General features: G+C 67.5%; 19 protein-coding genes. 4 read left to right on the plus strand and 15 right to left on the minus strand.

Going from position 1 to position 26,532, the window contains the following annotated elements; all coding sequences use genetic code 11:
- Positions 1-49: 49 nt before the first annotated feature.
- Positions 50-769, minus strand: coding sequence for a helix-turn-helix domain-containing protein (locus EV650_RS32045; protein WP_134122911.1), 720 nt, complete (start codon positions 767-769; stop codon positions 50-52).
- Between the two features lie 56 nt (positions 770-825).
- Here EV650_RS32045 and EV650_RS32050 point away from each other — a divergent pair, with 56 nt between their 5' ends.
- From EV650_RS32050 to EV650_RS32060, 3 genes are all read left to right on the plus strand, one after another.
- The gene (locus EV650_RS32050) at positions 826-2,328 is read left to right on the plus strand and encodes an FAD-dependent oxidoreductase (protein ID WP_134122912.1); all 1,503 of its coding nucleotides are present in this window, start codon (positions 826-828) and stop codon (positions 2,326-2,328) included.
- Between the two features lie 246 nt (positions 2,329-2,574).
- Positions 2,575-3,711, plus strand: coding sequence for a phytanoyl-CoA dioxygenase family protein (locus EV650_RS32055; protein WP_134122913.1), 1,137 nt, complete (start codon positions 2,575-2,577; stop codon positions 3,709-3,711).
- Positions 3,712-3,882: 171 nt separating this feature from the next.
- Positions 3,883-4,884 (plus strand): Gfo/Idh/MocA family protein, encoded by a 1,002-nt coding sequence (locus tag EV650_RS32060; protein WP_134122914.1) that lies wholly within the window; start codon positions 3,883-3,885, stop codon positions 4,882-4,884.
- A 3-nt stretch (positions 4,885-4,887) separates the two neighbouring features.
- Here EV650_RS32060 and EV650_RS32065 read toward each other — a convergent pair whose 3' ends face one another.
- The 13 genes from EV650_RS32065 to EV650_RS32125 all read right to left on the minus strand — a co-directional run bounded on the left by EV650_RS32065 (position 4,888) and on the right by EV650_RS32125 (position 20,631).
- Complete coding sequence (locus tag EV650_RS32065) at positions 4,888-6,033, minus strand: phosphotransferase (RefSeq protein ID WP_134122915.1); 1,146 nt, start codon at positions 6,031-6,033, stop codon at positions 4,888-4,890.
- Positions 6,034-6,488: 455 nt separating this feature from the next.
- Positions 6,489-7,991 carry a CoA-acylating methylmalonate-semialdehyde dehydrogenase gene (locus tag EV650_RS32070; RefSeq protein ID WP_134122916.1) on the minus strand — a complete coding sequence of 501 codons (1,503 nt, stop codon included), beginning with the start codon at positions 7,989-7,991 and terminating at the stop codon, positions 6,489-6,491.
- Positions 7,992-8,022: 31 nt separating this feature from the next.
- Complete coding sequence (locus EV650_RS32075; protein ID WP_134122917.1) at positions 8,023-9,048, minus strand: Gfo/Idh/MocA family protein; 1,026 nt, start codon at positions 9,046-9,048, stop codon at positions 8,023-8,025.
- A complete protein-coding gene (locus EV650_RS32080; RefSeq protein ID WP_134122918.1) occupies positions 9,045-9,902 on the minus strand; it encodes an ATP-binding cassette domain-containing protein in 858 nt (285 codons plus the stop codon). Before EV650_RS32080 ends, EV650_RS32075 begins: the two co-directional genes overlap by 4 nt.
- Positions 9,899-10,945 (minus strand): ABC transporter permease, encoded by a 1,047-nt coding sequence (locus EV650_RS32085; RefSeq protein WP_134122919.1) that lies wholly within the window; start codon positions 10,943-10,945, stop codon positions 9,899-9,901. Before EV650_RS32085 ends, EV650_RS32080 begins: the two co-directional genes overlap by 4 nt.
- Positions 10,946-10,954: 9 nt before the next feature.
- Positions 10,955-11,950 (minus strand): sugar ABC transporter substrate-binding protein, encoded by a 996-nt coding sequence (locus EV650_RS32090; RefSeq protein WP_134122920.1) that lies wholly within the window; start codon positions 11,948-11,950, stop codon positions 10,955-10,957.
- 82 nt (positions 11,951-12,032) lie between these two features.
- A complete protein-coding gene (locus EV650_RS32095) occupies positions 12,033-12,926 on the minus strand; it encodes a TIM barrel protein (protein ID WP_134122921.1) in 894 nt (297 codons plus the stop codon).
- On the minus strand, positions 12,926-14,839 hold the full coding sequence (gene iolD, locus EV650_RS32100; protein ID WP_134122922.1) for a 3D-(3,5/4)-trihydroxycyclohexane-1,2-dione acylhydrolase (decyclizing): 1,914 nt from the start codon (positions 14,837-14,839) through the stop codon (positions 12,926-12,928). The genes EV650_RS32095 and iolD overlap by 1 nt, the downstream gene beginning before the upstream one ends.
- Positions 14,836-15,750, minus strand: coding sequence for a 5-deoxy-glucuronate isomerase (iolB, locus tag EV650_RS32105; RefSeq protein ID WP_134122923.1), 915 nt, complete (start codon positions 15,748-15,750; stop codon positions 14,836-14,838). The genes iolD and iolB overlap by 4 nt, the downstream gene beginning before the upstream one ends.
- A gap of 66 nt (positions 15,751-15,816) precedes the next feature.
- A complete protein-coding gene (locus tag EV650_RS32110; RefSeq protein ID WP_134122924.1) occupies positions 15,817-16,695 on the minus strand; it encodes a Cgl0159 family (beta/alpha)8-fold protein in 879 nt (292 codons plus the stop codon).
- Between the two features lie 1,079 nt (positions 16,696-17,774).
- Positions 17,775-18,716 (minus strand): 5-dehydro-2-deoxygluconokinase, encoded by a 942-nt coding sequence (gene iolC / locus EV650_RS32115; protein WP_134122925.1) that lies wholly within the window; start codon positions 18,714-18,716, stop codon positions 17,775-17,777.
- Between the two features lie 34 nt (positions 18,717-18,750).
- A complete protein-coding gene (locus EV650_RS32120) occupies positions 18,751-19,635 on the minus strand; it encodes a sugar phosphate isomerase/epimerase family protein (protein WP_134122926.1) in 885 nt (294 codons plus the stop codon).
- Positions 19,636-19,644: 9 nt separating this feature from the next.
- Entirely contained in the window at positions 19,645-20,631 is a 987-nt protein-coding gene (locus tag EV650_RS32125) for a Gfo/Idh/MocA family protein (protein ID WP_134122927.1), read from the minus strand.
- Positions 20,632-20,906: 275 nt separating this feature from the next.
- Here EV650_RS32125 and EV650_RS32130 point away from each other — a divergent pair, with 275 nt between their 5' ends.
- On the plus strand, positions 20,907-21,641 hold the full coding sequence (locus tag EV650_RS32130; RefSeq protein ID WP_134122928.1) for a GntR family transcriptional regulator: 735 nt from the start codon (positions 20,907-20,909) through the stop codon (positions 21,639-21,641).
- Here the strand turns inward: EV650_RS32130 and EV650_RS32135 are convergent.
- Positions 21,638-26,500 carry an NAD-glutamate dehydrogenase gene (locus tag EV650_RS32135; RefSeq protein ID WP_134122929.1) on the minus strand — a complete coding sequence of 1,621 codons (4,863 nt, stop codon included), beginning with the start codon at positions 26,498-26,500 and terminating at the stop codon, positions 21,638-21,640. The two genes, EV650_RS32130 and EV650_RS32135, sit on opposite strands and share 4 nt — an antisense overlap.
- Between the last annotated feature and the right edge of the window lie 32 nt (positions 26,501-26,532).

The raw sequence follows: 26,532 nt of genomic DNA on the forward strand, positions 1-26,532 counted from the left end.
ACATCCTGAACGCTGGACCAGCTTCCGTCGACCCACCACCCGGATTTGATCAGACCTGACTGGTCCTGCGGTACTGCGACGGCGAACTGCCTGTCTGTGAAGTGAACACCCGACTGAGGTAGAAGGCGCTGCGGTAGCCGGTCTGCTCGGCAATCGCTTGCACCGTGGCATCGGTACTGCTGAGCAGGTCACGCGCCTTCTGCAGCCGCAGGGTTCGCAGGTAGGCGACCGGAGTGACGCCGTGCGCAGCCCGGAACCGCCGGGACAGCTGTGAGGGGCTGATCCCCACCAGGGCCGCCACCCCTGCAAGCGAGAGATCCGGCTCGGCGTAGTTCTCCAGCAGGTACGACGTCGCGCTGCGAACCACCTGGTCCACTGGGGCCTCGGTGCGGTCGCGTAGCAGCATCAGGACGAGGTCGGCGACGACATGTGCAGCAGTAGAGCTGTCGAGCATGGCGAGGTTGCCGCGGAGACGGTCGACGTCACGTACCCGGGTGCAGCCGGTCGGCGGTTCGAGCTCGGTGGTGAAGCGGGCGTGGAAGAACGCGGTCGACGTCCGCATCCGGCGTCGGAGCGTGCCGCCGGGCGGGCAGACGACGATGTCGCCGAACCTCGCCACGCCACGCGCGTCCCCGACCTCGAAGTCGAACGAACCTGTGACCGGCAGCAGCAGACACCAGTCGTCGTAGCTGTCGAAGCTCAGGCTGAACTGGGGCCGGCGGGGCGCCAGGAGGTAACCGGTCAGGCCGATCATGGCAAGAAAGTACATGCAGCTGCTCAGAACCGCTATTTTCTTGGCGAGCTCTCTGTTCCAGAGTGCATGCCATGATCGATGTCTGTGTCTACGGCGGTACGGCGGCTGGTTGCGTCGCCGCGATCACCGCACACCAAGAGGGTGCTTCGGTCGTCCTGATCGAACCCGGCCGCTGGCTCGGCGGCATGCTGAGCGCGGGCATCAAGCCCGCGCAGGACGCCCCGATCCGGACCGCTGCCGGCGGCCTGACCCGGGATGCCATCTTCACCTTCGGCGACAACCCGTACGACGTCTTGCAGGCCTTCCGCGGCTGGATTGCCGCCGCGGGGATCGAGGTCGTCCTCGAACGGCGCGTGCGTTCGGTGACCCGATCTGGCAACCGCATCACGGCGATCCAGCTGGAGACCTCGCAGCCGGACGAGTGGGGTGTGCCGTTGCCGGCGTCGGAGTCCGTGGCCGACCGCTTCGTGGAGGCGTCTGTCTTCATCGACGCGTCGTATGAGGGCGACCTGATGGCGCTGGCCGGCGTCCCGTACCGCACCGGACGCGAGTCCCAGGAGGCGTTCGGAGAGGACCTCGCCGGTGTCCGCCCGGTGACCAATTGGGCGCCGATCGACCCGTACGACAGCACGGGCAGACTGCTGCCACTCGTCGAGGAGGATCACGGTCTGCCCGTCGGTGCGGCCGACGACTACACGCAGGCCTACAACTACCGCTTCTACGTGACAACAGACCCTGCGCACCGTGCGGAACTCACACCGCCCGCCGACTACTCCCCTGCCGACTACGAGCTGGTACGGCGCTACCTGTCGCACGCTTCAGACCTACACGACATCTTTCCGGGCTGGCTCAATTCTGGCGAGTACAACTACCAGCGTGATTCGCTGGTCACCAACGCTCCGCTCGGACTCAGCCGCGAGTACCAGGAGGGCAGCTGGGACTGTCGCTCGCGCATCTGGCGCCAGCATCTCGATTACCTCCGTGGACTGCACTACTTCCTCTCCACCGACCCCGACGTACCTGAGGCGTTCCGGGCGGAGACAGCGGCGTACGGCTTGGACGCCAGCGCTTTCCCTGAGACGGGTGGCTGGCCGCCACAGCTGTACGTCCGCGCGGCCAGGCGGCTCGTCGGCGACTACACCATCACCCAGGCCGACGTAGCGAACCAGGCTGTCGTGACTGACAGCATCGGCCTCGCCCTGTTCGGCGTGGACATCTATCCAGTACGCCGAATCGCCTGTCGGAATGACTCGGGTCAGCTGGGTGTCGCCACTGAGGGTGACATGTTCATCGGCGGCCACCTCGGCACCGGTCAGCCCTACCCGGTCCCCTACCGAGCGATCACGCCGCAGCAGAACGACTGCGGGAACCTCCTGGTCCCGGTGTGCCTCTCCGCCACCCACATCGGGTACGCCGCCACCCGGATGGAGCCCGTGTTCTGCGTACTGGCCGAGTCCGCCGCTGTGGCCGCCGTACAGGCGCTCCGAGGACAGACCGACGTACAGGACGTAAATGTCGAGAAACTGCAGGCTCGGCTCCTCGAACGCGGACAGGTACTCAGCTGGGCAGATTGAACGGGGTGATCGGCTGCAGGTTGCTCATGGCAGGGCGCACAGGCCCGGCCGATCACCCCGGCCCGGCCGTTCAGCACCTGGTCGACCGTCGTCTCACTCAGTCCGGCCTAGACCGCGATGTCGCGGACCCGATGCTCGCGGGCCATCGGTGCCTCCCGGGAATGACGGGTTTTTGGTGGATTCAGGGGATTCCGAACCCTTCACCGAGCCACCAATCTAGAACCATCGATCGAGAGGAGCCATCCCATGTGGTTGAACCCCGCCGACGCCCGACTCGACGACTTGCTGACCGTGCTCAAGGACCAGACCGATCCCGCCGACTACCCGCACGCCGCGACCGTCGAACAGCAGGTCCCGGTGTACGACGCCGCCCGGATCCGGACCGCGGAGCCGCGGGCGGTCCAGACCGAGATCGTCCGGGCGTTCGCTAACGGCCCGGGGATCGTCGTCCTGAAAGGTGCCTTTAGCAACGACGTGGTCGACTCCACGACGGCCGAGTTCAACCTGCTGATCGACGAGCAGCGCCGGTCCGGCGTCGTGGCCGGCGACCACTTCGCGAAGCCGGGCGCGAACGACCGGGTCTGGAACGCGCTCGAGAAGCTGGCGGTCAGTGCGCCTGAGGTATTCACGGCGTACTACGCGAACGACCTGCTCGCGTCGGTGTCGGCTGCCTGGCTCGGTCCGGCGTACCAGATCACCTCGCAGGTGAACGTGGTGAACCCGGGAGGCGAGGGGCAGACGGTGCACCGCGACTACCACCTGGGATTCCAGTCGGACGAGGTGGCAGCGCAGTACCCGGAGCATGTGCATCGGCTGTCGTCCGTGCTGACCTTGCAGGGCGCGGTCGCGCACTGTGACATGCCGGTGGAGTCGGGACCGACGCTGTATCTGCCGCACTCGCAGAAGTACGGCCTGGGATACCTGGCGTACCGGCGGCCCGAGTTCCAGGCGCATTTCGTCGACAACCACGTGCAACTGCCGCTGGAGAAGGGCGACGCGGTCTTCTTCAACCCGGCGCTGTTCCACGCTGCCGGGAGCAACCGTTCGGCGGACATCAAGCGGATGGCGAACCTGCTGCAGATCTCTTCCGCCTTCGGCCGGGCGATGGAGAGCATCGACCGGGCGCGGATGATCGAGGCGGTCTATCCCGAGTTGCTCGCCTTGACCGATCCGTTGGCGGCGGAGAACGTCATCGCGGCGACGGCCGAGGGCTACGCGTTTCCGACCAACCTCGATCGCGACCAGCCGATCGGCGGGCTCGCGCCGCAGTCCCAGGCCGACGTACTGCGCTCTGCCGTCACGGAGCGTTGGCACCCGGACAAGTTGCGGCAAGCACTCGACGACCACGCCGGCCGGCGTCAGACGCACGATAGAAACGCGTGAACGTTCGGTGAACCACGTCCGGATCACGGGCAGGTGGTGTCGGATGGCGGTGATCGTCAGGCAGGATGGCGCGTTCGCAGTCCGGACGAAGGGCTACCCTTACCGGCGGAACACGCCCCTTGGACGAACCGCCGTGCGCCGCCCGTTCGGCCGACAATCGAAGGAGAAGGCATGGAACCGCTGCGGATCGGCATCCTCGGTGCCGCCCGGATCGCCGGCCGGGCCATCGTCGAGCCGGCCAAGCTGACCGGTGCCAGGCTGGTCGCGGTCGCCGCGCGCGACGCCGACCGGGCCGAGGCCTTCGCCGCCGAGCACGGGGTCGAACGGGTCCATGCGACGTACCAGGACCTGCTGGACGATCCGGAGATCGAAGCGATCTACAACCCGCTGGCCAACGGCCTGCACGGGCCGTGGAACCTGCGGGCGATTGCAGCGGGCAAGCACGTGCTGACCGAGAAGCCGTCGGCCAGCAACGCCACCGAGGCCACGCAGGTGCGCGACGCCGTCAGCTCGTCCGGACTGGTGTTCATGGAGGCGTTCCACTACGCCTACCACCCGGTGATGCGCCGGCTGCAGGAGCTGATCGCCAAGGGTGAGCTGGGCGACCTCCAGCACGTCGAGGCGACGATGGTCATGCCTCCGCCGCCGGAGAACGACCCGCGCTGGTCGCTGCCGCTCGCCGGCGGGGCCGTGATGGACGTCGGCTGTTACGCGCTGCACGCGCAGCGAATGTTCGCGCCGTACGCCGGCGGTGCGCCGAAGCTGATCAGCGCCCGGGCCGGCGAGCGCAAGCGGCTGCCCGGCGTGGACGAGTGGCTGAACGCCGACCTGGAGTTCCCGAAGGGCGCGACCGGCACGGTGCGGACCAGCATGGCCGCCGACAACGTCGAGTTCAGCCTCAAGGTCGTCGGCAGCCGTGGCGAGGCCTTCGCACCGTTCTACGTGCTTCCGCAGAACGACGACCGGGTGATCGTGACGACCAAGGAGGACACCTGGGTCGAGCACCTCGGCACCAGGACGTCGTACACGTATCAGCTGGAGGCCTTCACCGGGGCGGTGCGCAACGGCGCCCCGGTGATCACCGACGCCGACGACGCCCTGGCCACGATGGAGCTGATCGACGCCTGTTATCTGGCCGCCGGCATGGCTCCACGCCCGGTGACAGCCGTCTGAGCGCTACCAGCTCAGGAGTAGTTGCTCGAGGCCACTGCGGGTCATCGGCCGGTCCAGAACGCCGACTGCTTCCCGCTCGGCGAAGGCTGCGTGGTCGGAGTCCTGCGGATCGATCGCCTCGCAGATCGCGTTGTACGCCCAGTTGAGCCAGGCGGTGATCGCCACACTGAACGACGACAGCTCCAGGGCCGGCCAATCGCCGTACCCCTCACGGAAGGCCGCCAGCGCCTTCGGGTTGACCGTCGGCCGCATCACCCACTGCGTCAGCGCCGACCCCAGTTCGAGCGCGGGCGTCATCGAGCCGGTGAAGTCCCACTCCATCACGATCAGCTCGTCGTCACGCCCCAGCCGGACATGCGTCGGGATCAGATTGCTGTTGCAGAGGATCAGCTCGCCCGGGTCGACCTCGGTCTCGATCGTCTGCAGATCGAGCCACAGCGGCAGAACCGCCTCCAGCCGATCGGCCCACGGCTTGCCCGCGACCCGGGACCGTTCGAGCAGCTTGTCCCACTCGGACTCGGGCCGCCGCCAGACGATGTACGGATTCATCGGCGCCTCACTGGGGATCGCCAGCGCATGCAGCTTCCCGTACGCCGCACCCGCCCGCCGGGCCACCGCCGCGGAGACAGGCAGCGCCGGCGACGGACCCACCTCGAGCCATTCGTGGACGCGCCAGTTCTCACCCTGCACGCCCTCGACCAGCTGTCCCCGCGGACTCCGTACGGCGACCGGCGCGGCCACCCCGGTCGCCACAGCAGCGTCCCGCAGTCGCGCACCGAGCTCGGCCTGCTCGTTCGTGATCCAGTCGTACACGGTGATCGCCAGCCAGCGACCGCGGTCGGTGGTGACATCCCAGCAGCGCCCCATGGCCGTGAACGAAACAGGTTTGGGCGGGGCGATCACCGTGCCCAGACCGAAGGCTTCCGCCAGTGCTTGGGCCAGCCCGTCGGGTGCGGCGGGCGTCGTGGAGACCCGGCGTTCGACTTCGGCCTTCAGCGCGGGCCAGTCGCGGATGCCGTACTGCTCGGCCAGCGCCCGCTGGGCGTCCGCCAGCGAGGTGTCCGGCTTGGATTCGCGCAGTACCGCCAGGAGATCCTTGGCTTCCTTGCGCAGGTAGTCGATGCTCGGGCGATCCGGCAGCAGTTTCACAACGCGTCCTCTCGTACCCGGACTCGCACGGGTCTCAAGAGAGCGTCACCAACCGCACTCGGCTCAAGGATTTGAGGTGGCTTCCAGCCTTCCGGCGAGTCTCGACGCGCCCTCACACGCACTCGTGACGGTACCCAACCCCGCGGTGGGGGTCAACGGGCAGCACCGGCCCCTCGGCCCCGGAGGATTCGGGACCGAGGAGTTTCGCGGGGCCGACTAGCCGAACTCTCTGCTACTTCCGCGCTTGTTTCGTGGGCGGAATGATCGCGCTGTCGCTCGGATTGGCTTTCGGCTGTTTGGGTTGCTTGGGTTTGCGGACTTCACGTCCACCTTTGTTCTTCGACATGACAAACTCCGGAGCTTCGAGGATCGCGGACAGGCCAGCGGCCTTCGTACGCCGCGGTACTCCTCATGCCCCGGGGGTTGCCTTCGACGCTACACCCAAGCGCGCGCTTTCAGTCGTGCGTCGGGAAGCCCAGATTGATGCCGCCGTGGGACGGATCGAGCCAGCGTGAGGTGACGACCTTGCCGCGGGTGAAGAAGTGCACGCCCTCGGTGCCGTGCGCATGGGTGTCACCGAACAGCGAGTTCTTCCAGCCGCCGAACGAGTAGTACGCCATCGGCACCGGGATCGGGACGTTGATCCCGACCATGCCGACCTCCACCTCGTTCTGGAACCGCCTCGCGGCGCCACCGTCGTTCGTGAAGATCGCTGTGCCGTTCCCGTACGGGTTGGCGTTGACTATGGCGAGGGCAGCGTCGTACGACGGTGTGCGCAGCACCGAGAGCACCGGGCCGAAGATCTCGTCGGTGTAGATCGACATCTCCGGAGCGACCTTGTCGAACAGCGTCGGACCGAGCCAGAACCCGTCGGCCGCACCGTCGAAGTCGCCCTCGCGCCCGTCGACGACGAGCTCGGCGCCTTCCTCGACACCCGCGGCGACGTACCCGGCGACCTTGTCGCGGTGCTGGCCGGTGACCAGCGGACCCATGTCGCAGCCGCGCGTCCCGTCGCCGGTCTTCAGCTTCGCCATCCGGTCCTTGATCTTGCTGATCAGCTCGTCCGCGATCGGCTCGACCGCGACCAGCGCCGAGATCGCCATGCACCGCTCACCCGCCGACCCGAACCCGGCGTTCACGGCAGCATCGGCGGCCAGGTCGAGGTCCGCGTCGGGCAGCACGATCATATGGTTCTTCGCGCCGCCGAGCGCCTGCACCCGCTTGCCGTTCTTCGTGCCGTTCTCGTAGACGTACTTGGCGATCGGCGTCGATCCGACGAACGACACCGACTTGATGTCCGGGTGCTCGAGCAACCGGTCGACCGCCTCCTTGTCGCCGTGGACGACGTTCACCACACCGTCCGGCAGGCCGGCCTCCTTCCACAGCTCGGCCATCGCGTTCGCCGCCGACGGATCCTTCTCGGACGGCTTGATCACCACACTGTTGCCACAGGCAACCGCGATCGGGACGAACCACATCGGCACCATGGCCGGGAAGTTGAACGGCGAGATCACCGCGCAGACCCCGAGCGGCTGACGGATCGAGTACACGTCGACCTTGGTCGAGACGCCCTCGCTGTACCCGCCCTTCATCAGGTGCGGGATCCCGCAGGCGAACTCGATCACCTCGAGGCCGCGGGTCACCTCACCGAGCGCGTCCGACAGCACCTTGCCGTGCTCCGCGGTGATGATCGCCGCGATCCGCTCCTTGTCCCGGTTCACCAGCTCGCGGTACGCGAACAGGACCTGGGCACGCTTGGTCAGCGACGTCTGCCCCCAGGTCTTCGACGTCTCGTGAGCGACCTTGACGACCTCGTCGACGGTCGCCGCCGAGGCCAGATCCAGCTCACCGCTGACCTGACCGGTCGCGGGGTTGTAGACCTCGCTGGTCCGCTCGGCGACGCCGGTCCAGTAGCCGCCACCGACGAGGTGGGTGATCCGCTTGCTCTCAGTACTCACGATGTTTCCTCACTGCCGGGGTGAATCGTTCTCATCCAAGGACCTTGCCGCGGTCGGCCAGGGCGACGTCCACGGGCCTGCCTGTGGTCAGCGACTCGATGCCTGCCTCGCAGACGGCCGCCGCCGCGTAGCCGTCCCAGGCGCTCGGCCCGTCGATCTCGCCGCGTGCTGTCGCGTCGACCCAGCGCTGCACCTCAATGTCGTACGCCTGCTCGAACCGGACCCGGAAGTCGGCCGGCATCGCGCCGCCCCACTGTCCACCGGCGCGGGTGAACACACCGGACCCGAGCCCGATCGTCGCACTGCCTCGCTCGGCGACAGCCTCACACCTGACCTCGTACCCGACCTGGAAGTTCACGAACACCTCCACGTCGGCCATCGCCCCGTTGGCCAGCTCGAACACCGCGAGCTGCGGATCGCGTACGCCGTCGCGCACCAGGCTGCTCGATGTCGGCGTGTGCACGGTGATCCGGGTGATCTCCTCACCGAACAACCACCGAGCGATGTCGACCTCGTGCACCATCGAGTCCCGGACGATCATCTCGCTCCGGAACGTCGGCGGGACCGACTTGTTCCGATGCACGTTGTGCAGCAGCAACGTCCGCCCGAGCTCACCGGAGTCGAGCAGCTCCTTCAAAGCGGCGTACTCCGGATCGAAGCGGCGCATGAATCCGACCTGGATCAGCTGCCGTCCGAGCTTGTGCTCGGCCTCCACCACTCGCAGCGCAGACTCGGCGTCCATCGTCAGCGGCTTCTCGCACAGCACCGGCTTGCCATGATCGATGCACGCAAACAACTGCTCGGCATGCGCGAATCCGGGCGAGGCGAGAATCACCGCGTCGATGTCATCAGCTGCGATCAGATCCAGCGAATCCTCAACGACCCGGACACTCTGCGTCGGACCCGCCGAGAGCCTCTTGGCGAGCTCCTCGGCGCGCGGCTGATCGGCGTCGGAGACCGCGACCAAGCGCGCTCCCGCGGTCTTGCGCACCACCCGGTCGGCATGGTCGGCGCCCATCACCCCGACGCCGACGACCCCGACCCGCAGCTCGGTCATGTCCTGTCCTCCTCAACTGCAGTGTCCACGACCACCTCGGCGTCGATATCGCGGAGCTCGTGACTGAGTGCCTCCAGCTCGGATCCGCCGGCCATCTCCGTGGTCAACTGCTCCAACGTGATCTCCGACCGGTGCGTGTCGAGCGCTACCCGACCGAGCTTCAGTACGACGAAATGATTCCCGACCAGGTACGCGTGGTGCGGGTTGTGGGTGATAAAGATGACCCCGATACCGGCGTCCCGGGCCTTTACGACGTACTTCAGCACCACGCCGGACTGGTTCACCCCGAGCGCCGCGGTCGGCTCGTCGAGGATCAGCACCTTCGCCCCGAAGTGGATCGCCCGCGCGATCGCCACGCACTGGCGCTGACCGCCCGACAGCTTCCCGACCGGCTGCTCGAGATTCGGGATCGAGATCCCCATCTTCGCCAGTTCCTCCTGCGCGATCCGCTTCATCGTCGCCGAGTCCAGCTGCCGGAACGGTCCCTTCGTCAGCTCGTTGCCGAGGAAGAAGTTCCGCCAGACCGACATCAGCGGCGCGAGCGCGAGGTCCTGGTAGACGGTCGCGATCCCGCTGTCCAGCGACTCGCGCGGCGAGGAGAAGTGCCGCTCCTCGCCGTTCACCGACATCCGGCCCGAGGTGTAGTCGTGCAGGCCGGCGATGATCTTGATCAGCGTCGACTTGCCCGCGCCGTTGTCGCCGAGCACGCAGGTGATCTCGCCCTGCCGGACCGACAGCGACACCCCGCGGATCGCATGGATGCTGCCGTAGCTCTTGCCGATCTCCTCCAGCATCACGATCGGCGTGTTCGGGCTGGCCGACGCCTCGTCGGCGAACGACTTCGTGGTGGTCATCGTGCCTCCGCCTGCCGCCGGACGACCAGGTTGACGATGGTTGCCAGCAGCAACATCACACCCAGGAACGTCTTGAACCAGTCCGCGTTCCAGCCGGCGTACACCACACCGAGCTGGACCATGCCGAAGATCAGCGCACCGACCGCCCCGCCGACGACGGACCCGTAGCCGCCGGTGAGCAGGCAGCCGCCGACGACGGCCGCGATGATGAAGAGGAACTCCTTGCCGACACCTTCGCCGGACTGCACCACGCCGTTCTGCACGAACAGCAGCTGCATACCGGCGAACCAGGCGAAGAACCCGACCGCCATGAACAGCCCGATCTTCACCTTCTTCACCGGTACGCCGACCGCCCGCGCGGCTGCCGCGTCACCGCCGACCGCGAAGATCCAGTTGCCGATCTGCGTCCGCAGCAGCACCCAGGCGGCGATCGCGACGAACACGATCCACCAGACGACGATGATCTTGATCGTCACGCCACCCAGCTTGAACTCCGACGCGAACACAGCCTTCGCCGAGCTGAACCCGTCCATGTCGCTGATCGAGTTCGACGCGACCGCGCCGGAGGTCAGCCGGGTGACCGCGATGTTGAGGCCTTGCAGGATGAAGAAGGTGCCCAGGGTCACCAGGAAGCTGGGCAGTCCGGTCCGCATCAACAGCCAGCCGTTGAACGCGCCGATGGCCAGCGAGAGCGCCAGGGCGACGATCAGTCCGACCCAGACGTTCAGGCTGAGCTGGTAGGCGAAGATGCCGGCGGTCAGACCGGACGTCGTCACCGCGACGCCGGCCGACAGGTCGAACTCGCCACCGATCATCAGCAGCGAGACGGGCACCGCCATCACACCGATCAGCGCGGCCTGGTAGAGGATCGTGCCGGTGTTGTTGATATCGCGGAACGGCGGCGCGGCGATCAGGAAGAACACCAGGATCACGGCCGCGCCGACGAGCGATCCGATCTCCGGCCGGCTGAGCAGCCGGGCGCCGATGGATCGGCTGGAGACGCGGTCGTCCGCCGAGGCCGGTGAGGTGATGGTCGATGCCATGGCGCTACCTCAGCGCGTCCCGGCTTCGGCGTACTTCAGCACCGCCGCGATGTTGGACTTGTCGATGAACGCCGGCCCGGTCAGCGTCGCCTCGCCACCACCGATGGTGTCGCCGTTGTTCTTGTAGAGCCAGATTGCGTCGACCGCGAGGTAGCCCTGCAGGTACGGCTGCTGGTCCACGGCGAACTGCACGGTGCCGTCCTGGACCGCCTTGGCCATCTCCTTGCTCATGTCGAAGCTGCCGATCTTCGCCGACGAACCGGCGTCCTTCGCCGCCTGCACCGCGGTCAGCGCGATACCCGCGTTCAGCGCGACGACATAGTCGGCAGTCTTGTCCTGCTGCAGCTTGGAGGTCAGCGTCGCCTGCGTCCCCGGCTGGTCGGTCCCGTTGACGTTCACGTTCTCGGTGCTCGGCAGCTTGTCCTTGATGCCCTGGCAGCGGGCCTCGAGGCTGACGTTGCCCTGCTCGTGGATGACGCAGATGACCTTCTTGGCGCCGAGCTGCTTGAGCTTCTCACCGGTCGCCTGGCCGGCGATCCGCTCGTCCTGGCCGAAGTACCCGATCGCGCCGGTGGACTTCCACTGGTCGAGACCGCCGTTCAGGACGGTCACCGGAATGCCGGCCGCGACCGCCTTCTTGACGTTCGGGATCACCGCGTCGGGCTTGTTCAGCGTGACGGCGATGCCGTCGACCTTGGAGTCGATCGCGGTCTGCACCAGGTTCGCCTGGGCCGCACCGTCCGGGTCGGCGGAGTACTGCAGCTCGATGTTGTCCTTCTTCGCCGCCGCCTCGGCTCCGCGCCGGACGATGTCCCAGAACGTGTCGCCGGGACCCGAGTGGGTGATCAGCGCCACCTTCATACGTGGGGTGTCGGCGACGTTGCCGCCGCTGCCGGAGGAGCTCTGCTCCGTCTGCTTGCCCCCGGACGAACTGCAGGCCGCCAGTGCCGCGGCGAGCGCGACCGCGGCCACCGCGGCTACCGCCTTCTTCTGCCACCGAACCATGACTTCCAACCAGCCTTTCGGACATACCGCGGCGACTCCGCGGACTTGCGTGGGACCAGAGAGTTTCACACTCCACTGGCCTTCATCTCGATGCGCCACCCCCAGCGGCCGTCAGATATGCCAGCGTCCGCTCCGCGATCGGCAGCGGTACGTCGGGCCGGCACGGGTACATGTCCTGCTCGACGATCCCGAACACGTCCAGGTCGAGCGCAGCCAACGCGTCCAGGACCGGCGGAAGCTCAGGTATGCCGTTGGGCGGCTCGCACATCACGCCCCGCCGGACCGCCTCGTCGACGCTCAGGCCCTCGGCCTCGACCTCCGCCAGGACCTTCGGATCCACTTGCTTGAGGTGAACGTAGCCGATCCGGTCCGGGTACTTCTGGATGAGCTCGAGGTTGTCGCCACCGCAGTAGCTGATGTGACCCGTGTCCAAGCACAGGTTCACGTGTGCGCCGTCGGTCTCCTCGAGGAAGCGCTCGACGGTGTCCTGCGTGTCGACATGTCCATCCGCATGCGGGTGGTACTGCGTCTGCAGCCCGAACTCCTCCGCCAGCCGGCGCCCGAGCTCGGTCACCGCCTGCCCGTGCCGCGCCTGACCCTCGTGGTCCAATCGCTCCTCGACGAGCTCGCCGTTGTCACCGCGCCACATCGACGGCATGACGACGAGGTGTTTGGCACCCATGGCCGCTGTCAGCTCGGCCGTCCGGGCGACGTCACGCCAGGTCGACTCCCAACCGTCCGGGCGGTGCAACTGCTCGAACGTCGTACCGGCGGTCATCGTGAGACCGCGCTGGTCCAGCTCGTCCTTCAACCTGACCGGATCGGTCGGCAGGTAGCCGTACGGTCCGAGCTCGATCCGGGTGTATCCGGCCGCGGCGACCTCGTCGAGGAACCGGGTCCACGGGGTCTGCTGCGGATCATCGGCGTACCAGACTCCCCAGGAGTCCGGCGCCGTACCGATGTTGATCTTGCCCATCAGCTGTCTCCCTCGGAGGGAGTCAGATACGGACGCTGAGCCTTCTTGTTCTCCTCGTACGTCGCTGCTGCGGACTGGGTCGATTGCAGCTCGGACACCTCGCTGACCGGGACGTCCCACCAGGAATCGCTGTCAGGCCCACCGATCAACGGGTCGGTGGTGACGTGGATCGCGATCGGCCCGGTCGCCGCCTTCGCGGTGCCGATCGCCTTCTCCAGCTCGGCGCGGCTGTGCACGTCGATCACCTCGAGGCCGAAGCTGCGAACGTTCGCGGCCAGATCGACGGGCAGGTAGTCGCCGTCGAGCCGTCCGTCGCCCGTGCGCTTGCGGTACGCCGTGCCGAACCGTTGGGAGCCGAGCGACTCCGAGAGTGCGCCGATCGACGCGAAGCCGTGGTTCTGCACGAGAACCACGATGATCTTGAGGTTCTCCTGGACCGCGGTGGCAAGTTCGCTGGACATCATCAGGTACGACCCGTCGCCGACCATGACGAACACGTCGCGGTCCGGTGCGCCGAGGCGGACGCCGAGGCCGCCGGCGATCTCGTATCCCATGCAGGAGAAGCCATATTCGACGTGGTATCCCTTCGGATCGCGCGTGCGCCACAGTTTGTGGAGCTCACCCGGCATCGAGCCGGCCGCACAAACAACCACATCAGACGCCGCCGACAATTCGTTGACGGCACCGATCACCTCGCCCTGCGTCAGCAGGCCTTCGGCGAGTTTCGCGGTCACCTCGGCGGAGGGCCGGAAAACTGCGTCCACAGTTCCGTTCCAGTTCCTTGCGAGTTCCGTGGCTCGGGCTGTGTACTTGGCGTCCACGGACCAGTCACCGAGCGCGGATGCCAACGAAACAAGGGCTTCCCGCGCATCGGCAACGAGAGGAAGGCCGGCATGTTTACCACCGTCGAAGCGCGCCACGTTGATGTTGAGGAACCGGACCCGCGGGTTCTGGAAGGCGGTCCGCGAGGCCGTTGTGAAGTCGCTGTAGCGGGTGCCGATCCCGATCACCAGGTCGGCTTCGCGGGCCAGGGCGTTGGCTGCCGTGGTCCCGGTCGAGCCGACTGCGCCAACCGACTGCGGGTGGTCATAGCGGAGCGATCCCTTACCTGCTTGGGTTTCCGACACCGGGATGCCAGTGCGCTCGGCAAACTCACGCAGCGCCTCCTCGGCGCCGGAGTAGTGCACGCCCCCGCCGGCGACGATCAACGGTCGCTGCGCGGACCGTAGGAGAGCTGCCGCCTTGTCGACAATTGATGCCTCGGGCAAGGGTCGCGCGACGTACCAGGTGCGCTCTGCGAAGAGCTCGTCCGGCCAGTCGTAGGCCTCTGCCTGGACGTCCTGGGGCAGGGCCAGCGTCACCGCGCCGGTCTCGACCGGATCCGTCAGCACTCGCATGGCGTTCATGAGTGCCGAGGGCAACTGTTCCGGCCGCCAGACGCGATCGAAGTACTTCGACACCGGTCGGAAGGCGTCGTTGACCGAGACGTCGCCAGCGCCGAAGCTCTCCAGCTCCTGCAGCACGGGGGTCGACACCCGGGTCGCGAACACATCCGAAGGGAGGATCAGTACCGGTAGGCGATTGATCGTCGCGAGGGCGGCGCCCGTGACCATGTTGGTCGAGCCTGGGCCGACGCTTGCCGTGCAGGCGTAGGTCTGGAGCCGGTCACGGGTGCGCGCGAAGGCGGACGCGGTGTGCACCATGGCCTGCTCGTTGCGGGACAGGATGTACGGCAGCGCCTTGGGATCCTCGAGCTCGGACTGCAGCAACGCCTGACCGACGCCGGCCACGTTGCCGTGCCCGAAGATGCCGAGACAACCGGCGATCAACCGCTGCCGGACCCCGTCCCGCTCCGAGTACTGGACGCTCAGGAATCGCACCAGGGCCTGGGCGACCGTGAGACGCACCGTCATGACTCATCTCCTCCGAAAGACTCAGCAGCTTCCCCGAAAGGCAGGCGAGGATCGATATGTTGGGAGTTCCACAACTCACGGACCCAGGCATGCTGTGGGTCGTCGGTGATCAGCCACTGGCGTTCGGTGCCGGGACCGGCCATCACGTTGAGGTAGTACATGTCGTAGCCGGGCGGCGCCATCGCCGGACCGTGCCACCCGTGCGGGACCAGCACCACATCGCCACTGCGGACCTCGGCCAGCACGTCGATCGGACGCTCTTCGGTGCCGTAGACCCGCTGGTAGCCGATCGGATCGTTGCCCTTGACACCTTCCGGTACGTCGTCGGACAGCTGCAGCTCGAAGTAGTAGATCTCCTCGAGCTCGCTCTCCTTACCCGGCCGGTGCTCGTCGTGCTTGTGCGGCGGGTACGACGACCAGTTGCCGGCCGGCGTGATCACCTCGCAGGCGATGATCGAGTCGGCGTCGAGGACTCCCGGCGTACCGAAGTTGCGGACCTGGCGAGAGGCGACGCCGGCGCCGCGCAGCTCGGTCTCCACCTCCTCGACCCCGATCCGCCGGAACGGGTGGTCGGTGACCGCCTTCGCATTGGGGAAGGCGATCCGTGCCCCACCGGCGCTGACCACCGCGAAGGTCGTGTTGCGGGGTACGTAGGCGAGGTCCGTCGCGCCTGCGAAGACATCGGCCCGCCCACCGAGCGGGACCGACTCACCGTCGATGATCACCTCGGCCGAACCACTCAACGGAAGGACGATGTACTCGCAATCGCCGGTGTCGATCTCGACGGACTGGCCTGGACGCAAGGTCCGCACCATCAGGCCGCTGTGATGCCAGCCCGGGTCTCCCGGCCGTACCACGAACTCGAACCCGTCGCGCGCCGCAGTCCCCGCCGGCCGAACCCACTCACTCATCCCGACCTCGCTCCACTAGAACCCGATGCTCAACCACCTGCACACCCGCCGAACCCAACCGGCCGGTCATTCCGCGCCGCCGTGGACGAGATAGGCGGCGTGGTCGACCGCTGCCCCTACGTCCCCGTCCGGCGGGAACAACAGCGCCCGCCCGACCACGAGTCCGCGGACCGAGGGCAGGTCGAGCGCCTTACCCCACGAGGCGTACGTCGCTTCCGGCGCGACCGTCGGATCACCGCCGAGCAGGAGCGTCGGGAGAGTTGTTGCCTCCATCACCCGATCGAGCTCGTCCACCACCGGCAGCTTGAGCCACGTGTAGGCACTCGTCGCGCCGAGACCGGAGGCGATCTGGATGGACTTGATCACCGAGTCGGGGTCGAGCAGGTTGGTGACCCGCCCGTCCTCGCCGCGCGTCGACCAGAACGGCTCCACCATCGCCATCAGCTTGTGCTCGGCAAGCCCGGTCACTGCCGCAGCGCTGCTCTCCAACGTGGCCACGGTTCCCGCGTCTCCGAGATCGATCCGGGTCAGGATCTTCCCGCCGTCGAGCCGCCGCACCGCGAGCTCGTCTGCGGTCCGGTAGGCCGTAAACCGATCATCGAGTTCGAACGCCGCACCCTGCAGACCGCCCCGGTTCATGGAGCCGATGACGACCTTGCCCTCCAGCGCTCCCAGCAGCAGCAGGTCCTCCAGCACGTCCGGGGTAGCGAGCACCCCGTCCACACCGGGCCGCTGCAACGCGATCATCAACCGAGCAATCAGATCGGCCCGACTACCCATGGCCATCCGATCCCCGCGCACTCCGAGCGCCCCCCGAGCCGGATGATCAGCAGCCACAATCAAAAGCCGCCCGTCATTCCCCACCAAAGCCCGAGTCCGCCGCCGCAACCACCCCTCAGCCACCCGCTCCGGATGCCGAACCCGAACCTCAGTCAACTCCGCCAACCGCCCCCCAAACTCCCCCCACCGACTAACCCGCTGAGCGGCGGCCCCCACAGCCCCAGCCGACCCCTCAACAGATCCGCCCGCCCCAGAGCCTCCATCCAGCACCGGAACGCGCCCCTGATCTGACGGGCTCGCCGCTGCACTCTTTTCCTGCCCCGCCGGCACCGAGCCACTGACCTGCTGCTCCCCAGGCACCGGCGTACCTGCCTGGTGCTCCCTGGGAACCGCCGCACCTGCTTGCTGCTCCGCAGAGACCGGGCCGCTTGCGCGCTGCTCCGCAGGTACCGGCGCGCTTGCTTCGTGGTCCGCAGGAACTGCAGGCCTGCCGGTTTGCTCGACGGGGAGTTCGAGGCCTGCGATCACCGTCGTCTGCCCATCAGGACCGGCGGGAACCGAGTCGGCAACCGACTCCTGCGAATCACCCATCACAACAGTCGCGTCCTCAGGCCCGGGTACACCCGGACGACGTACGGCAACCGTCGGATCGTTCACCCCCGAGTACCCACCACCCACGTCCGGATCATCCGAACGGCGCGAGCCCCGATCATCCGGAGCCGCGTACGCCGCGACCGTCGGGTCGTCGGGAGCGGCGTAGGCCGTGGCACGCGCGTCGTTCGGGCCCTGTGCTGGATACGTGGCTGCGTTCGGGACGGGGTTCTGGTGTGCGAAGACCGTGGGATCGTCGGGGCCCGTTGGAGCAGCGTGATGGGCGGGCGGCTGGGCACTCGCACCAGCGCGCTGGCCTGACGACGGAGCGGGGTACTGGCCCGACGCCGGGGTGTTCGGGCGCGCGTGCTGATCCAGCGCAGGGCCGGGACGCTGGCTCGACGCCGAGGCCGGGTGCTGGCCGGGTGCTGGGGCGGGCGAACGTGGCGGGGTTGCGCGGTTGGCTATGACCGTTGGGTCGTTGGGACCGGGCGTCAGGATCGTGGCGTCGTTGGGGGCTGGGGTTATGACGGTGGTGTCCTGGGATGGGGTGTGGGTTGTGGGGTCTTCTTCGGGGGAGGCGGGGTGGCGTGGGGGGCGTTGGATGGGGATGGGGCGGGCGTCTTCGGAGTATGGGTCTTGGTCTCGGGTGGTCATGCTTCGCCTCCCAGTTGGGAGAAGACTTCTTCGGTCGTGGGCATGGCGGTGGAGCATTCGAGGCGGGAGGCGACGATCGCCCCGGCCGTGTTGGCGAAGCGGATGATCTTCTCGAGTGGCCAACCGGACAACAGTCCGTGACACAAAGCCCCGCCGAAACCGTCGCCGGCGCCTAAGCCGTTGACCACCTCGACCGGGAACGGCGGTACCTCGACACGCTCGTCCCGAGTGCGAGCGAGCGTGCCGCGCGGGCCTTGCTTCACGACCGCCAACTCCAACCCGCGATCCAGAAGCGCCTGCGCCGCCTTGTCGGGATCGGTCTCGCCGACGGCGACCTCGCACTCCTCACGGTTGCCGACGGCAACCGTGCAGTACTCCAGGGCCCGCGACACCTGCTCGTGCGCCTCGCTCGGGTCCGCCCAGAACATCGGGCGGTAGTCCAGGTCCAGTACCGTGATCGGCTTCCGGCCCCGGGTTTCCCAGGCGGCGAAGTGCGCCGAGCGGGACGGCTCGGCGGAGAGACCGGTCACCGTGGACCAGTAGATCCGCGCGTCCCGGATCGCGTCGAGGTCGAGTTCCGACGGGTTGATGACCAGGTCGGGCGCCTTCGGGAAGCGGTAGAAGTACAGCGGGAAGTTGTCCGGCGGGAAGATCTCGCAGAACGTGATCGGCGTCGGCAGTCCGTCGACCGGCGTCACGAACCGGTCGTCGACGCCGAGTTCGAGCAGCGTGCGGTGGATGAACGTGCCGAACGGATCGTTCCCCGTCCGGCTGATCACCGCCGTCTTCCGCCCGTGCCGCGCTGCCGCCACCGCCACGTTCGTCGCGCTCCCACCGAGGAACTTCCCGAACGAGGTGACATCCTCCAGATGCGTTCCGAGCTGAAGCGGGTACAGGTCGACCCCGATCCGCCCGATCGTCAGTACGTCGTCCACCATCAGACCATCCCATCCGCGCGGGTCGGAGCAAACGTCATCGCACGGCCGTCACGATCGACTGCAGGTGCGCGATGCTGGCACGTACGTCGGCCACCGGCCCCTCGTCGGTGGGCCGGGACTGGAGGATGGTGTCCTGTTCGAGGACGTACCAGCCGGTGTAGCCGGAGCTCTCCAGCGTGCCGATGATCGTCGTGATGTCGATGTCCCCGTCGCCCAGCGGGCGATACATACCTTGCCGTACGGCGTCCGTGTAGGTGACCTCACCGGACTGGACTCGAGCCGCCCATGAGGCGTCCACGTCCTTCAAATGGGTGTGGCGGATGCGGTCCGTGTGATTCACGGCGAGCGCAACCGGATCGACCCCGCCGATCAACAGATGGCCGGTGTCCAGCGCCAAGCCGATCGACGAACCGCTCAGGACGCGGTCGACATCGCCCGCATTCTCGACCATCGTGCCGACATGCGGGTGAATCGTCGCCAGGACTCCACGATCGGCCGCCAGCGCAGACAGCTTGTCGAGGTTGGCGAGCAACGTGGCCCAACCAGACGAGTCCAGCACCGGCCGGTCGTCGTACCCATCCCGACCGGTCGCGGCAGCGAGGACCAGCGTGCCGGCGCCGGCGGCCACAAACCCTTCGAGTGCGGCAGCAACCTCAGGCGAAGGGTCGTACGACGGATCGTGCAGGACGACCGGTACGAATCCGCCGACCGCCCGAAGACCCACGTCTGCAAGGGTTTTCGCCTTGTCTGAAGGATCGTCCGGGAGGAACCCGTCCGGCCCGAACTCGGTCGCGGCCAGTCCGACCGCACGCATCTCGGCGAGGACGGTCTCGACGTCGTACTGCCATCCCCAGCCCGGAACCTCGGACACACCCCACGAGATCGGCGCACCGGCGATCCGGCCAGAAAACTCAGTCATCAAATCCCCTCAGAGCGTGACGATGCGGTTCTCGTGCCGGGACAGTTCGCAGGCGTCGGCGATCCGGAACGCGGCCAGCGCATCCCGGACCGTGCACGGCACTTCGCGACGCCCGGCGACGACCTCGGTGAAGGCGGTCAGCTCGGCGACGTACGCCGGCTGGAAGCGATCCATGAACGTCATATGCGGCTTCCCGTCCGGGAAACTGACGCCCGGTTCGGCGGATCTAAGCGCGGTGTGGGAGTCGAGCCCGACGGCGATCGAGCCGAGGCTGCCGTGCAGTTCCATCCGTACGTCGTGACCCGCGCCGTTGTACCGCGTCCCGCTCACCGCGACGAACGTGCTGTCATCCAGCGTGAGCAGAGCCGCCGCCGAGTCCACGTCGCCGTACTCACCGAAGAACGCCTCGCCCCGGTTCGCCCCGGTTGCGTAGACGCTGACGACCTCGCGACCGGTCACGTACCGGATGATGTCGAAGTCGTGCACGGTGCAGTCCCGGAAGAATCCGCCGCTCTGCGGGATGTACTCACGGTGTGGCGGGAAGGCATCGTTCGTGTTGGACCGGATGTGGTGGACGAACCCCAGCTCACCCGACTCCACCGCCGCCCGCGCAGCCTGGTAGCCGACGTCGAACCGCCGCTGGAAACCGATGTGTACCGGGACGGAAGACGCCTCGACCAACGCGACCACCTGCGAGGTCTCCGCCAGGTCCAGCGCCACCGGCTTCTCGCAGAACGTTGGTACGCCGGCCGCGACGCCCGCCGCAATCAGCTCCGCATGCGCCGACGTCGCCGCCGCGATCACGAACCCGTCCACGCCGCTGCCGAGCAACCGCTCGACGTCCGGCGCGAACTCGAGGCCCAGCTCCTTCGCGACCGCCTCGGCCCGGGCGGGGTCCGCGTCGGCGACGACCACCTGATCCACCGCCGGCAAATTCTTGAGCGTCGCGGCGTGGAACGCCCCGATCCGCCCGACCCCGACCAACCCGATCCGCATCCGCGCAGCCTCTCTCGAAGTACAGGCGCGCCACGACCCGGCGACGCGCTGGTTGCCGTCAGCTTTCCGGGCGCGTACCGGGGGTGTCAATACTTTGTTAACACATTCTCACGTCGGGACATACTGACACCACAGTTGTAGCATCCGCTCATGAATGCGGTGCTTTTGGCCGGGCCTCCGGCGCCGGCGTGGTCATGGGGCTGTAACTCCCGGCCTTCCCTCGTCGCTCCGGTCGCTTCGCTCCCTGCGTTCCTCAGTCCAGGCCGGGAGGCCCCATGACCCTGCCCATCCAGCTTGATCGGTCCAGCCCGGTTCCGCTGTACCACCAGCTGGCCGAGCAGCTGACCGCCGCGATCACCGACGGCCGGTTGCGGCCGGGTGATGCGTTCGAGAATGAGATCGGGATGTCCGACCGGCTCAGCCTGTCCCGCCCGACCGTACGGCGGGCGATCTCCGAGCTGGTCAACCAGGGTCTGCTGGTCCGCCGCCGCGGCATCGGCACCACGGTTGCGAACCAGATGGTGCACCGCAAGGCCGAGTTGACCAGCCTGTACGACGACCTCGCCCGAGAGGGTCGTACCCCGCGGACCGAGGTGCTGTCCCTCGACTGCGAGGCGCACGACGACCGCGCCGCCGCCGTCCTCGAACTCCCGCCCAGCACGCCGCTCGTCGCGATCGTCCGGCTCCGCTACGCCAACGATCTCCCGCTCGCGATCATGCGCAACTGGTTGCCCCCGGCCCTCAACGACCTCACCCTCGAGCAACTCACGAGCGACGGCCTGTACGCCGTACTCCGGGCTCGCGGTATCCGCCCGACGGTCGCCCGCCAGCGCATCGGCGCCCGCAACGCGACCGCCGAGGAACGCCGAACCCTGCACATGTCCAAGGCCGAACCCCTCATCACCATGACCCGCTCGGCGTACGCCGCCGACGGCTCACCGGTCGAGTACGGCAACCACTGCTACCGAGCTGACCAGTACTCCGTCGACGTCGTCGTCTCCGAACGCTAGGCCTGGTTGACGATCAGGGTGCGGACGAGGCGAAGTCCCACTGAGAGCTGAGCGAGTTCGGGGCCTTCGGTTTCGACGATCTCCTCCAGCATCGAGGCTGCCCGGGACAGGGCTACTGCGTTCTGGTCCTGCCAGGTGATGACTCGGTCTTCGGGCTCGGCCGACGCGTCGGTGGTGGCAAGCACCTGGTGGGTGAGGCGGGCGTGGACGGCGTGCAGGTCGTCGCGGAGCGCGGCGCGGGCCATCGTCTGCCACCGGTCGGTGCGCGGCAGGGCGATGATCCGCTCCAGGAAGCGGCCGAGTTGCAGCCGCTCACCGAGCGCGAAGTGGACCTTGGCGACCTCGAGGATGTCGATGTCGTCGCGGGACGCGGTCTCGACGATGCCGAGGCCGGCGTACGCCGGAGGCAGTACGGCGATCCGAGTAGCGAAATCGTCCGAAACCCCCTTCTGCACAAGGCTTTCCCGGCGCTGCTCGAACAGGGCCAGCTCGCGACCCCGCAGTACCTCAGGCAGCGCGTTGGTCAGCTTCGCGATCCCCGGACCGAAGAACTCGATGAGCTCCTCGATGTCGACCGGAGGCCGTCGGTTGCTGACCAGCCAGCGGGTCGCGCGCTCGACCAGCGTCCGGGTCTCCAGCCGCATGTGGGTCTGGGTCTCGGCGTCGACGATGTTGTCCAGGTCAGCGTTGCGGGCCAGCAGTTCGGGCTGCGAGAAGATCCGCGAGGCGGCCAGGTTCGCCCGGACCACATCCTCGACGGTCCCGCCGGTCTCCAGCGAGAGCCGGTGGTACGCCGTGATGCCGGACGTGTTCACGAACTCGTTGACCACCTGCGTCGTGATGATCTCGCGGCGCAGCTGGTGGCTCTGGATCTGGTCACCGAACCGCTCCTGGATCGCCTTCGGGAAGTAGCTGGCCAGCTTGTGCTTCAGGAACGGGTCGTCCGGAAGCGAGGTCTTCAGCAGCTCCGCTTCCATCACGATCTTGCTGTAGGCAATCAATACCGACAGCTCCGGCGAGGTCAGCCCACGCCCCTCCGCCTTACGCCGCTTGAACTCCGTGACGCTCGGCAGGAACTCCAGCTCGCGGTCGAGCAGTCCTTGCCTCTCCAGCCGCCGCACCCAGTCCTGGTGGACGTGCATGAGCGCCGCCGCTTGCGCGCTCGCGTTGGCGAGGGCGATGTTCTGCCGGTAGTTGCTCTTCAGCACCAGCGCGCCGACCTCGTCGGTCATCGACGCGATGATGTCGTTGCGCTGCTTCTCGGTCAGATCGCCGTCAGCAACCACCTTGTCCAGCAGGATCTTGATGTTCACCTCGTGGTCGGAGGTGTCCACGCCGGCCACGTTGTCGATGAAGTCGGTGTTGATCCGGCCGCCGGCTTGGGCGTACTCGATCCGGCCCAGCTGGGTGAAGCCGAGGTTGCCGCCCTCACCGACCGCGCGGGCCCGCAGCTCGGAGCCGTTGATCCGGATCGGGTCGTTGGCCTTGTCGCCGACGTCGGCGTTGGACTCGCCGGCCGACTTCACGTAGGTGCCGATGCCGCCGTTCCAGAACAGGTCGACCGGCGCCTTCAGGATCGCGTTCATCAGCTCGGCCGGCGTCAGCGTCGCCGGGCTGCCCTCGATCCCGAGCGCTTCGCGAACCTCGGTGGAGATCGGGATCGCCTTGTCGGTCCGCGGGAAGATGCCGCCACCGGCCGAGATCAGCTCCCGGTTGTAGTCCGCCCAGGACGACCGCGGCAGCTCGAACAGCCGCCGCCGCTCGGGGAACGACGTGGCCGCGTCCGGGGTCGGGTCGAGGAAGATGTGCCGGTGGTCGAAGGCCGCAACCAGGCGGATGTGCTCCGACAGCAGCATCCCGTTGCCGAACACGTCACCGGACATGTCGCCGACACCGACGACGGTGAAGTCCTCGTTCTGGCAGTCGTGGCCCATTTCGCGGAAGTGCCGCTTGACCGACTCCCAGGCGCCGCGGGCGGTGATGCCCATCACCTTGTGGTCGTAGCCGACCGAGCCGCCGGACGCGAACGCGTCACCCAGCCAGAAGCCGTAGTCCTTCGCGACTCCGTTCGCGATGTCCGAGAACGTCGCCGTACCCTTGTCCGCGGCAACGACCAGGTAGGCGTCGTCACCGTCGTACCGCACCACGTCGCGAGGCGGAACGATGTCACCGGCAACGATATTGTCGGTGATGTCCAGCAGCCCGGAAATAAAGGTCTTGTACGACGCGATGCCCTCGGCCAGCCAGGCGTCCCGGTCGACCGAAGGATCCGGCAGCTGCTTGGCGTAGAACCCACCTTTCGCACCGACCGGCACGATCACCGAGTTCTTCACCATCTGCGCCTTGACCAGGCCGAGCACCTCGGTCCGGAAATCCTCCCGCCGGTCGGACCAGCGCAGCCCGCCGCGCGCGACCGCGCCGAACCGCAGGTGCACACCCTCGACCTTCGGCGAGTAGACGAAGATCTCGTACGCCGGCCGCGGCTGCGGCAGGTCCGGGATCGCCTTCGGCTCCAGCTTCAGCGAGAGGTACGAGCGTGGTTGTCCGTCCGCATCCGGCTGGAAGTAGTTCGTCCGCAGCGTCGCCTTCATAACGGTCAGGTACGACCGCAGGATCCGGTCCTCGTCCAGGCTCTGCACAGTGTCCAGCGCGGCCAGGATCTCCTTCTCCAGCTGGTCCGTCCGCATGGTCCGGTCCGGGTCGTCAGCCGGTCCGCGGGCCGGGTCGAAGCTGGCCTCGAAGAGCTGGACGAGCAGCTTCGCGACGTCCACGTGGTTCAGGAAGGTGTTCTGGATGTAGTCCTGGCTGAACGGCGTACCGCCCTGGCGGATGTAACGCTGGTACGCGCGCAGGATCGAGACCTGCCGCCAGCTGAGGCTGCCGCGCAGCACCAGCGCGTTCAGCTTGTCGGACTCGGCCTTGCCCTGCCAGACCGCCTGGAACGTGTCGGAGAACAGCTTGCGCAGCTCCTCGCGCTCCTCGGTGTCCACCGGCGCCTTCAGGCCGAAGTCGTAGATGTAGGCCATCACGCCGTCGTCGCAGCGGATCTCGTACGGCCGCTCGTCGATCACCTCGACACCCATCGCGGTCAGGTGCGGCAGCACCTGCGACAGCGACAGCGCCGACCCGGTCCGGAAGACCTTGAAGCGACGCTCGCCCTCCCACTCCTCGTCGATCGGGCTGTAGAGCGACATCGACAGACCGTTGTCGGCCGGCAGGCTCTCCAGGACACGTACGTCGTTGACCGCGACGCGGGCGTCGAAGTCCTCCTTGTACGCCTCCGGGAACGCGTGCGCGTACCGACGGAACAGCTTGGTCACGGCACCGTCGCCGCCCTGGGCGTGCAGTGCCGCGGTGAAGTCGTCCTCCCAGGCACGGGTCGCCTCGATCACCTGCTGCTCGAGCAGGTCCGCGTCGAACTCCCCGACCGTCTCGCCCTGCTTCATCCGGACCACGAAGTGCACCCTGGCCAGCACGGACTCGGTGACGTAGGCGGCGTACGTGACCGACTCGGCGCCGATCGCGTCCTTCAGGATCTGCTGCATCTTCAGCCGGACCGCAGTGGTGTAGCGGTCGCGCGGCAGGTACACCAGGCAGGACAGGTAGCGGTTGTAGACATCACGCCGTACGAACAGCTTGACCGCACGCCGCTCCTGCAGGTGCAGCACCGACTGCACGATCGGCAGCAGGTCCTCCACCGGGGCCTGCAGCAGCTCGTCGCGCGGGTACGTCTCCAGTACGTCGAGGAGGCCCTTGCCGCTGTGGCTGTTCGGGTCGAAGCCGGTCAGGCGGAACAGCTCCAGCGCCTTGCGCCGCAGCACCGGCACCTGCATGACGCTCTCGGTGTACGCCGTCGACGAGAGCAGACCGATGAACCGGCACTCCCGGATCGCCTCGCCCTTCTCGTCGAACTGCTTGATCCCGACGTAGTCCAGGAAGGTCGACCGGTGCACGGTGGACCGCGAGTTCGCCTTGGTCAGGATCAGCAGCTTCTGCTCCTGGGCCTTCGCGCTCACCTCGGGCGGCAGCTTGCCGGAGCCGGGCTTCGGGTCCGGCCGGAGGATGCCCAGTCCGGTCCCGGGCCGGCCGCGCAGGATGCCCTGCGTGCCCTCCATGGTGAAGTCGTACTCGCGGTATCCCAGGAAGGTGAAGTGCTCGTCGGCCAGCCACTCCAGCAGCTCGCGGGCCTCCTCCACCTCGTTCTCGGAGACCGGCAGACCGGTGGCGTTCAGCCCGGCGGCGATGCTGACCGCCTTCTCGTGCATCTTCGGCCAGTCCTCGACCGCCTCACGGACGTCGTTCAGCACCTTGAGCAGCTCCTGCTCGAGGGCGCGGTGCTCGGCGACGTCCGCGATCCGCTCGATCTCCAGGTGCATCCAGCTCTCGCGGACCAGGTCGTGCCCGTCCGCGGCGGTGCTGTCGTCCAGGACCTCCTGCAGCGTGCCGGCGACGTCACGGCGCACCACGAACTGCGGGTGGATCAGCAGCTGCAGCTCGAGGCCGCGGTCGGTGATCGTCATCGAGGCGCTGTCGACCAGGAACGGCATGTCGTCGACGACGATCTCGACCACGGTCCGCCCGCTCGCGGACCAGCCGTGCTCCTCGAGGGTGGGGGTGAAGACGTGCACCTTCGCCGTACCCTGCGGGCGCGACATCGCGGACTTGTAGTGGTGCCGCGCGGCGCCCAGGCAGTCGTTCGGCTGGCGCTCGGCGACATCCTCGGCGGCGACGTGCCGGTAGTACTGCTCGAGGAACGTCCTCAGCTTGTCCGGGTCGACCAGTTTGTCGTGCCCATGGGTGCCCGCGGCCACCGCCTTGGCGAGCACATCTGCCTTCTGGACGTCCAGCTTGCTCTGCATTCCCCACCGTCTCCACACGTGACTTCGGCGTC

Source organism: Kribbella kalugense, assembly GCF_004365875.1.
GTDB lineage: Bacteria > Actinomycetota > Actinomycetes > Propionibacteriales > Kribbellaceae > Kribbella > Kribbella kalugense.